A 7796-nucleotide genomic window follows, 5' to 3' on the forward strand; every position below is an offset into this window, starting at 1 on the left:
AGGAGGGCGCCGCAACCGCGGCGCCCTCCGGTGTTTTTCGTTTCTGCTGATTTTGGAGCCAGCTACTTCCTGCCGATGAACCAGTCCTGAAGCTTGCGCAGGCGGGCCTGCAGCTGCTCTTCGTTCGCCTGTGCCACAGCGGGACCCCCACATACCTCACGCAATTTGGTATGAACCACTCCGTGGGGAGTGCCGGTGCGGGCGGACCAGGCGGCCACGTTCTTAGCCAGCTCGTTGCGCAAGTCCATCAGCATGCGGTGGTCAGGAACCGCAGGCGCGGCGGCAGCTGCCAAGGGTGACTGGCGCTTCTTGCGCGATTGCTGTTCGTGCTGGCGCTGACGCAACAGCGTGCCTACCTGTTCGGCGTCAAGCAGCCCTGGAATTCCCAGGAAGTCCAGCTCTTCATCCGAACCGATATCCGCGCCGGTGCCAAACTCGCCGCCGTCGAAAAGGACACGGTCAAAGGAGGCCTGGGAATCCAAAGCCTCGAACTTGCCCTTGGTGAGCTCGTCTGAGGCCTTGTCCTCGCGGTTGGCCCCCGCCATGAGGTTTTCTTCCGGGCTGAAGAGACCGTCGTCGTCCTTTTCAGGGCGGTCCAATGCGTGATCGCGTTCGGCCTCCATGGTGTTGGCCAACACCATCAGCGGCGGTACGGACGGAAGGAATACCGACGCCGTCTCCCCCCTCTTGCGGGCTCGCACAAAGCGGCCCACGGCCTGGGCGAAGAACAGCGGCGTTGAGGTCGACGTGGCATAGACGCCTACTGACAGGCGTGGAACGTCCACGCCTTCGGACACCATGCGGACAGCCACCATCCATCGCTGGTCCCCCGCAGAGAATTCCTCGATCTTGCTGGAAGCCTTGGAATCATCAGAGAGAATGACTGTAGGCGATTGGCCCGTTATCTTCTTCAGCTGACCGGCGTAGGCGCGGGCGTCATCATGGTCCGTGGCAATCACCAGGCCGCCGGCGTCCGGCACGGTCCGCCGAACCTCGCCGAGCCGTTTGTCTGCGGCCGCCAGGACGGCAGGGATCCACTCGCCCGTGGGGTTCAAGGCAGTCCGCCAGGCCTGCGAGGTGATGTCCTTGGTTACAGCCGCTTCCCCAAGGGAGGCCGCCATCTCATCGCCGGCACTGGTCCGCCAGCGCATCTGGCCTGAATAGGCCATGAACAGGACAGGACGCACCACGTGGTCCCTCAGTGCGTTGCCGTAGCCGTAGGTGTAATCAGCCTTTGAACGGCGAATACCGTCCCGGTCCTCGGCGTATTCGACGAAGGGAATTGGCGAGGTGTCCGAACGGAAAGGGGTGCCCGTCAAGGACAAGCGCCGGGCAGCAGGATCAAAGGCCTCCCGGAGCCCGTCTCCCCACGAAAGGGCCTCGCCGCCGTGGTGGATTTCGTCCAGGATTACCAAGGTGCGGGCCGCTTCGGTCTTCGCACGATGCAACATGGGTTTGCTCGCTACCTGCGCGTACGTGACGGCAACACCGACGAATCCCCGGCCGTGTTGGCCATCGGAGTTCTTGAAGTTGGGATCAATGGCGACTCCCACTTTCGCGGCGGCGTCAGCCCACTGCCGCTTCAGGTGGTCAGTAGGCGCCACGATGGTGACGCGGTTGACCACACCGCTGTCCAGCAGGGTGGTGGCGATGCGCAGCGCAAAGGTGGTCTTACCAGCGCCGGGCGTTGCCACAGCGAGGAAGTCCTTCGGATTGCGGGTCATGTAGAGGTCGAGGGCCTCCTGCTGCCACGCACGGAGCTTGGGCGCTGTACCCCAGGCTGCACGCTCAGGGTATGCCGGAGGCAGGGATGGTCCACCAAAAAGTGTTTCTGTCATGCTGACTCCCCCGGCCTGATGGCAGCGACGACGATCTCCGACCATCCGGGCACGCCAAAGCGGGCCATGGGACGGTGATGATCAGAAAGGGCCGGAGTTCTCTTCCCACCCACTACTTGGAGTTGCCCGGGCCGCCGTTTTTTCCACCGTCGTTACCGGGGCGGAGGCCTTCGTAAATCTCCTTGCACTCCGGGCAGACCGGGAACTTCTTGGGATCGCGCCCGGGCGTCCAGACCTTGCCGCACAGGGCAATGACGGGCTCGCCGGTCAGGGCCGACTCCATGATCTTTTCCTTGCGGACATAATGCGAAAACCGCTCGCGGTCGCCGGGCTCCACTTCCTGGCGCGTTTCTTCGCGCTCAATGGTGGCAGTGGACGTTCCGGCTCCGGAAAGCTCGCGCATGGGGTCGTTTTCGAATGGATCCGGAGGAAGCGTAGTCATGCCAAACATCTTACCGTCTACAGACCCTGCCACTCCGGCTTGTTGTCATAGGTGTGCCGATAATAATCGGCCAGTTTCAGCGATGAAGCGGCCGCCTCATCCACCAAAACCGTGGCGTGCGGGTGCATCTGAAGGATGGATGCCGCGCAAATGGCAGCCACCGGCCCCTCTACGAAATCCCGGACAGCCTGGGCCTTCTGGGCGCCCGTTGCGACCAAAACCACATGCCGGGCATCCATGATGGTGCCGAGGCCCTGGGTCACCACATGGTGGGGAACGTCGTCGATGCTGTTGAAGAAACGGGCGTTGTCCTTCCGGGTCTGCTCGATCAGCGTCTTGATGCGCGTCCGGGATGCCAGGGAGGAGCCGGGCTCATTGAAGCCAATATGTCCGTCCGTTCCGACGCCCAAAATCTGGAGGTCGACTCCACCGACCGCCTTAATGGCGTCTTCGTATTCCTGGCATGCAGCCTCAAGGTCCTCGGCCGCGCCATCCGGCCCATGGACGTTCTCCGGCTTGATATTCACCCGGTTGGTGAATTCGCGTCGGATAACCTCGCGATAGGACTCTGGATGTCCTGCTTGGAGCCCCACATATTCATCCAATGCGAACCCATGCGCCTGGCTGAAGTCCAGTCCCCCGGCCTCGTACCGGCTGGCCAATTCGTCGTAAATGGGCAGCGGCGACGACCCCGTTGCCAAACCCAGGACTGCGCTGGGCTTACGGCGTACCAGCGCTTCGATGGCATCGGCAGCGAGCGCGCCGATCTGCTTGGCGCCAGGGAGAATGACAACTTCCATCGTCACGGCCTTTCTTAGTTATGAGCTATCTGACAAAGACGTTATCCCATGTCCCATCTACGGGCATGGTTGTTACGCAGGCTAGCGGTTGACGCTGAGCTGAGCGAACATTTCCGGACCCCGGGCATCCAACCATTTTCCACCGAGGCGGACGCCAAGCACGAAGAGGATGACGCCGAGTAAAGGCCCGACTACCAGGTTGACCCAACCGGCTTCCGGCCCCCCGCTGAAAGCCTGGACAGCCACCAATGCAAGCTCCGGAACGAGGAGAAGCGCCAAAACACCCATACCGACGGCTTGCACTGCCAACGTCTGGGCCACATTTCCCGGCGGTTTCTTGAACGGGCTGTCCCCCGGCAAAGGTACTGCGATGTTATAGCGGGCCGAAATCACCGAGGAGAGCCCCAGCCCGGTAAAGAGAGTTCCCAGCGACAATCCCAGAAGGTTGGGGAGCCACTGCCAGTCCCCAGTGACGAAAAGCGGCCCAACAGTAAACACGAGTACCACCGGAAGTGAGATGGCCAAGCAGGCCAGGGCGCGACCCAAGCGATCGTCAATGCCCCGGACCCCCGCCGCGAGGTGGAGTGCAAAAGCTGTGTTGTCATACGAGACATCGGCGCAGATGGACCAAGCCATCATGAACGCTGTCAACGGTCCCAGAAGCATGAGCAGGCCGTAGCTGCCACTCTGTGATCCGCTGAAGAAAAAGATGACGGGAAACAACGGAACAATCACCAAGGAGGCCGCATACCTTGGATCCTTCATCCAATAAATCAAAGCCCTGGCAGCAACCGCGCCCGCGGGAGTCCCGGGAAGAAGGGCAAACAGTCCGAGTTTTCCGCCCTTCCTGGCCGAGCCTCCGGAGTAAGGGGGCGTCACCAAAGCACGCTGCAGCAGAATATGCCAGCACAGGAGGAGGCCGGCGATGGTTGCTGCGGAGATCAGGAATTTCAGGCCTGCGGCACCCAGGTTGCCCGACTCCAGGTCGCCGCCCAAGGACCAGGCCGCACCCAGCGGCGTCCAGGACACAGTGCGGGCCAACACGGGCAGGTAATCGGCACTCCCGCGAACGCCGTCCACAATCCCCACCATGATGGGCCCCAGCAGCATCAGCGGGATGAAGACAATGATGCTGCTGAGGTCCTTGAAGCGTCGCGAGGAGGCAAGGCCGGCCGTCGCCGTTGTTACCACCTTGGACAAAACGATGCATGTAAGGGCACCCAGAATGGCGCCCAAAAACGCGCCGGCTACTGCCGGAACGCTACGCCACCAGGTTCCCACCGTGCCCAAGGCGGCGAGCAAGGTAGCCAAACCCGGTATACCGATGAACCCCGCCAAGGCAAGCCCAGCCAGTAGTTGCCTCGGGGGGATCGCGAACGTGGTGAAGCGAGCGGGGTCCAAGGTCATGTCCGCTGCGGAAGCGACGAGCGGGATAATGGCCCATCCCAGCACCGTGGCCGCACCACCCAGCACCACCACTGTGTGGGCAATCTCAGCATCAGCCCAACGCAGCGCAATGAGTCCGCCAATCAGAAGGGAAAGGACGCCCAAGGCATAGAGCAAGCCAAGTGCCATGCCCACCAACTGCCACGGGCTGCGTTTAAATCCGTTAAGAAGCAGGCGCCACTTCAGGTTCAGAAGGTGCGCAACCATTCCAGCCCCTCCGTCCGGTGTCCGCCGCCCACCAATTGCACAAACCGTTCTTCCAAGGTGGAGCCGTTCCGGACCTCGTCCACAGATCCAGCCGCCAGGACCCGACCGCCGGCAACCACCGCGACGTGGCTGCACATGCGTTGCACGAGGTCCATGACGTGGCTGGAAACGATGACAGTGCCGCCGGAAGCGACGTAACTCTCCAGGATGCCCCGGATGTTGGACGCCGAAACGGGGTCCACTGACTCAAAGGGCTCATCCAGGACAAGGAGGCGGGGCGCATGAATCAGCGCTGAGGCCAAGGCGATCTTCTTGGTCATACCGGCCGAGTAGTCAACAACCAACGTGCCGGCGTCTGCCTGGAGATCAAGGGCGGCCAGCAACTCAGAAACCCGGGAGCCCACAACATCACGATCCATGCCGCGGAGCAGCCCGGAATAGGTGACCAACTGTTCGCCCGTCAGCCTGTCGAAAAGGCGCACCCCATCCGGCAGGACACCCATGAGCTTCTTGGCTTCCAAGGGCCGCGCCCAAACATCAACTCCATGGACCAAAGCCGTGCCAAAGTCGGGCCGCAGCAGGCCGGTAGCCATGGACAGCGTGGTGGTCTTGCCGGCACCGTTGGGGCCAACCATTCCATAGAAGGACCCCGCGGGGACCTCCAGGCTCACGCCATCGACGGCGATCTTCTCACCAAAACGCTTGGCCAGGCCGCGGATGGACAGCGCAGCCAACGGGGCGTCCTCGGCAGGACCACGTGAAGGCAGCGGGAGGGCACCATCCTGTAATTGATCGACCGGCTGGGTTTCGGGGGCCTGGTGCGTTGCCGAAGCTTGTGGCGGTGCGGAAACCTGGGGCGGTCCGGAAGCGGGCGTGGGTTCATGGCGTGGTTCCGTCATGGACCCAGCCTAACCTTGCCAACACGAAGCTGAGGAGGTCCTAGAAGCCGTGGCGGGGAACGGCTCGCTGGTACTGCGGAACCCACGGAATATCGTGGCCCAGTTCGTATGCAGCCCTGAGCCACCAGTGCGGATCCCGCAATGCCGCCCGGGCCATGAAAACCGCGTCCGCCCTGCCGTTCGCCACAATATCCTCCGCTTGCGTGGCACTCGTAAGCAGGCCCACCGCCCCGGTGAGGACTCCGGCGTCGTTCTTTACCTGCTGGGCGAATCCAGCCTGGTAACCGGGCACAGCCCTGATCTGCTGATGCGCCACTGCGCCGCCGCTGGAGACGTCCACAAGGTCAACGCCACGTTCGGCAGCGGCGCGGGCCAGGCGAACAGAAGCCTCGACGTCAACGCCGCCGTCAGTCCAATCCGACGCGGAAATGCGGAGCAGAAGCGGCATGGAGTCCGGAATGACTTCCCTGACTGCATCCACCACCGCGAGCATAAGCCGATTGCGGCCCTCCTCATTTCCACCCCAGCCATCGGTGCGGGTGTTGATGAGCGGGCTTTGGAACTGGTGCAGGAGATACCCGTGGGCTCCGTGGATCTCCACAGTATCGAAACCCGCCGCCACTGCCCGGCTGGCAGCGGACGCAAAGTCGGCCACCACGCCGTGGATTTCCGCGTCGCTCATGGCTGCCGGCGCGGCGTAACCGTCAAACGGATCACTGCTTGGCCCAACAGTGACCCATCCGCCGTCGGACCGGGGAACAGAACCGGAGCGATCTGAAAACGGCCAATACGTGGATGCTTTGCGCCCCGCGTGGGCTAGTTGCGCCCCAATCTTGCAGTCGACGGCGCCATGCCGGTGGACGAACGCCACTATCCGCTCCCAGCCGGCCGCCTGCTCATCGGAGTACAAGCCAGCGTCCAAGGGGCTGATTCTGCCTGCAGCGTTCACTGCAGCCGCCTCACTCAGGATGAGACCGGCGCCGCCGGCTGCGAAAGAACCCAAGTGCATCAAGTGCCAGTCGTTGGGGACGCCCTCTCCGGTCTCCGGGTGGCAGCTGTACTGGCACATGGGCGATACCCAGCCACGGTGTGGGACGGTAAGCGAGCGCAGCTGAAGCGGAGTGAACAGCGCGGACGGCACTAGAAGAGAACCCTCGCGAGCCCTTGGCGTGCCTTTGCTACCCGTTCGTCCTGGGTACCCACAACCTCGAAGAGCTCAAGGAGGCGCACGCGGGCGGTCTCACGCTCGGGACCGAAATTCCTGCCAATGAAGGTGATAATGCGGTTGAAAGCGTCATCGATGTGGCCCCCGGAGATGTCGAGGTCAGCCACAGTTAACTGGGCTTGGACGTTGTCCGGCTCTTCGGCCGCGAGTTCCCGGAGGCTTTCGGCCTCGGGGGCGGAGAGCTGGTCCAATCTGGCCATCAGCTCAACCTGGGCCAAACCGGCCTTGGCATCGGCGTCTGCCGGCTGTTCGAGGAGCGCCTGCTTGTAGGCTGCGGCCGCGCCGGCGTAGTCGCCCACCTCGATCGCGTCAATGGCTGCCTGATGCAGTGGCGGCAGTGGCGCGGGTTCCGCATCCTCCCCGGGTGCGGCATCACCGATGCTGCCGGTGACCCCGTTTGCTGCAGCAACCTTGAGGAGTTCCTCAACCAGGTTTCGGATCTGTTCGTCATCCGCTGGTCCTTGGAAGAGCGGGACGGGCTGTCCCTTGACCACGGCAACTGCTGTGGGAACTGCCTGAACCTGGAAGGCCTGCGCCAGTTGCGGGAAGGTATCCACATCGGCGGCTGCAAGCACCAAGCGACCACCGTAACTTTCCACAACGCGTTCGGCGGCATCGAGGACGGCGGGTGATTCGGGCGCGTAGCGCGACCACAGAAGGAAAAGCACGGGGATCTGTGCGGACAATTGCACCAGATCCTGGAAATTCGATTCGGTTGCATCCACTCGAAGTGGTGCATTGCCGGCACTGCCCGCTTGGGGTGTGCCATCCGCCGGCGATCCGCCCTCCGCCGAAGCAGAGGGGGGCGGCACCGGTGGGGCGGCCGGGCGGCGCAGCGACGACAGGTCAACGGCACCGCGTAGATTGAGCTGGCTGGCAGCGGCTGGAGTGGGTCGGTATCCGGGCGAACTCATACCGTCCACTCTAGCCGCTGCCCTG

Annotated in this window: 7 protein-coding genes; all 7 read right to left on the reverse strand. The window is 63.0% G+C overall.

The features are described from left to right. Nucleotides 1–62: 62 nt before the first annotated feature. The 7 genes from A477_RS0116915 to A477_RS0116945 all read right to left on the reverse strand — a co-directional run bounded on the left by A477_RS0116915 (nt 63) and on the right by A477_RS0116945 (nt 7771). Complete coding sequence (locus tag A477_RS0116915; RefSeq protein ID WP_017200119.1) at nt 63–1838, reverse strand: DEAD/DEAH box helicase; 1776 nt, start codon at nt 1836–1838, stop codon at nt 63–65. 112 nt (nt 1839–1950) lie between these two features. After that, nucleotides 1951–2289 (reverse strand): DUF3039 domain-containing protein, encoded by a 339-nt coding sequence (locus tag A477_RS0116920; protein ID WP_017200120.1) that lies wholly within the window; start codon nt 2287–2289, stop codon nt 1951–1953. 8 nt (nt 2290–2297) lie between these two features. Next, nucleotides 2298–3080 carry a glucosamine-6-phosphate deaminase gene (gene nagB / locus A477_RS0116925; protein WP_017200121.1) on the reverse strand — a complete coding sequence of 261 codons (783 nt, stop codon included), beginning with the start codon at nt 3078–3080 and terminating at the stop codon, nt 2298–2300. 81 nt (nt 3081–3161) lie between these two features. Further along, complete coding sequence (locus A477_RS0116930; protein ID WP_017200122.1) at nt 3162–4733, reverse strand: hypothetical protein; 1572 nt, start codon at nt 4731–4733, stop codon at nt 3162–3164. After that, nucleotides 4715–5632, reverse strand: a complete 918-nt coding sequence (locus A477_RS0116935) for an ABC transporter ATP-binding protein (RefSeq protein ID WP_017200123.1) — start codon at nt 5630–5632, stop codon at nt 4715–4717. The genes A477_RS0116930 and A477_RS0116935 overlap by 19 nt, the downstream gene beginning before the upstream one ends. 40 nt (nt 5633–5672) lie before the next feature. Next, a complete protein-coding gene (locus A477_RS0116940; protein ID WP_017200124.1) occupies nt 5673–6773 on the reverse strand; it encodes an NADH:flavin oxidoreductase/NADH oxidase in 1101 nt (366 codons plus the stop codon). Further along, nucleotides 6773–7771, reverse strand: a complete 999-nt coding sequence (locus A477_RS0116945; RefSeq protein ID WP_017200125.1) for a tetratricopeptide repeat protein — start codon at nt 7769–7771, stop codon at nt 6773–6775. Before A477_RS0116945 ends, A477_RS0116940 begins: the two co-directional genes overlap by 1 nt. Nucleotides 7772–7796 lie beyond the last annotated feature (25 nt).

The sequence above is a fragment of the Arthrobacter sp. M2012083 genome, assembly GCF_000281065.1.
Lineage (GTDB): Bacteria > Actinomycetota > Actinomycetes > Actinomycetales > Micrococcaceae > Arthrobacter.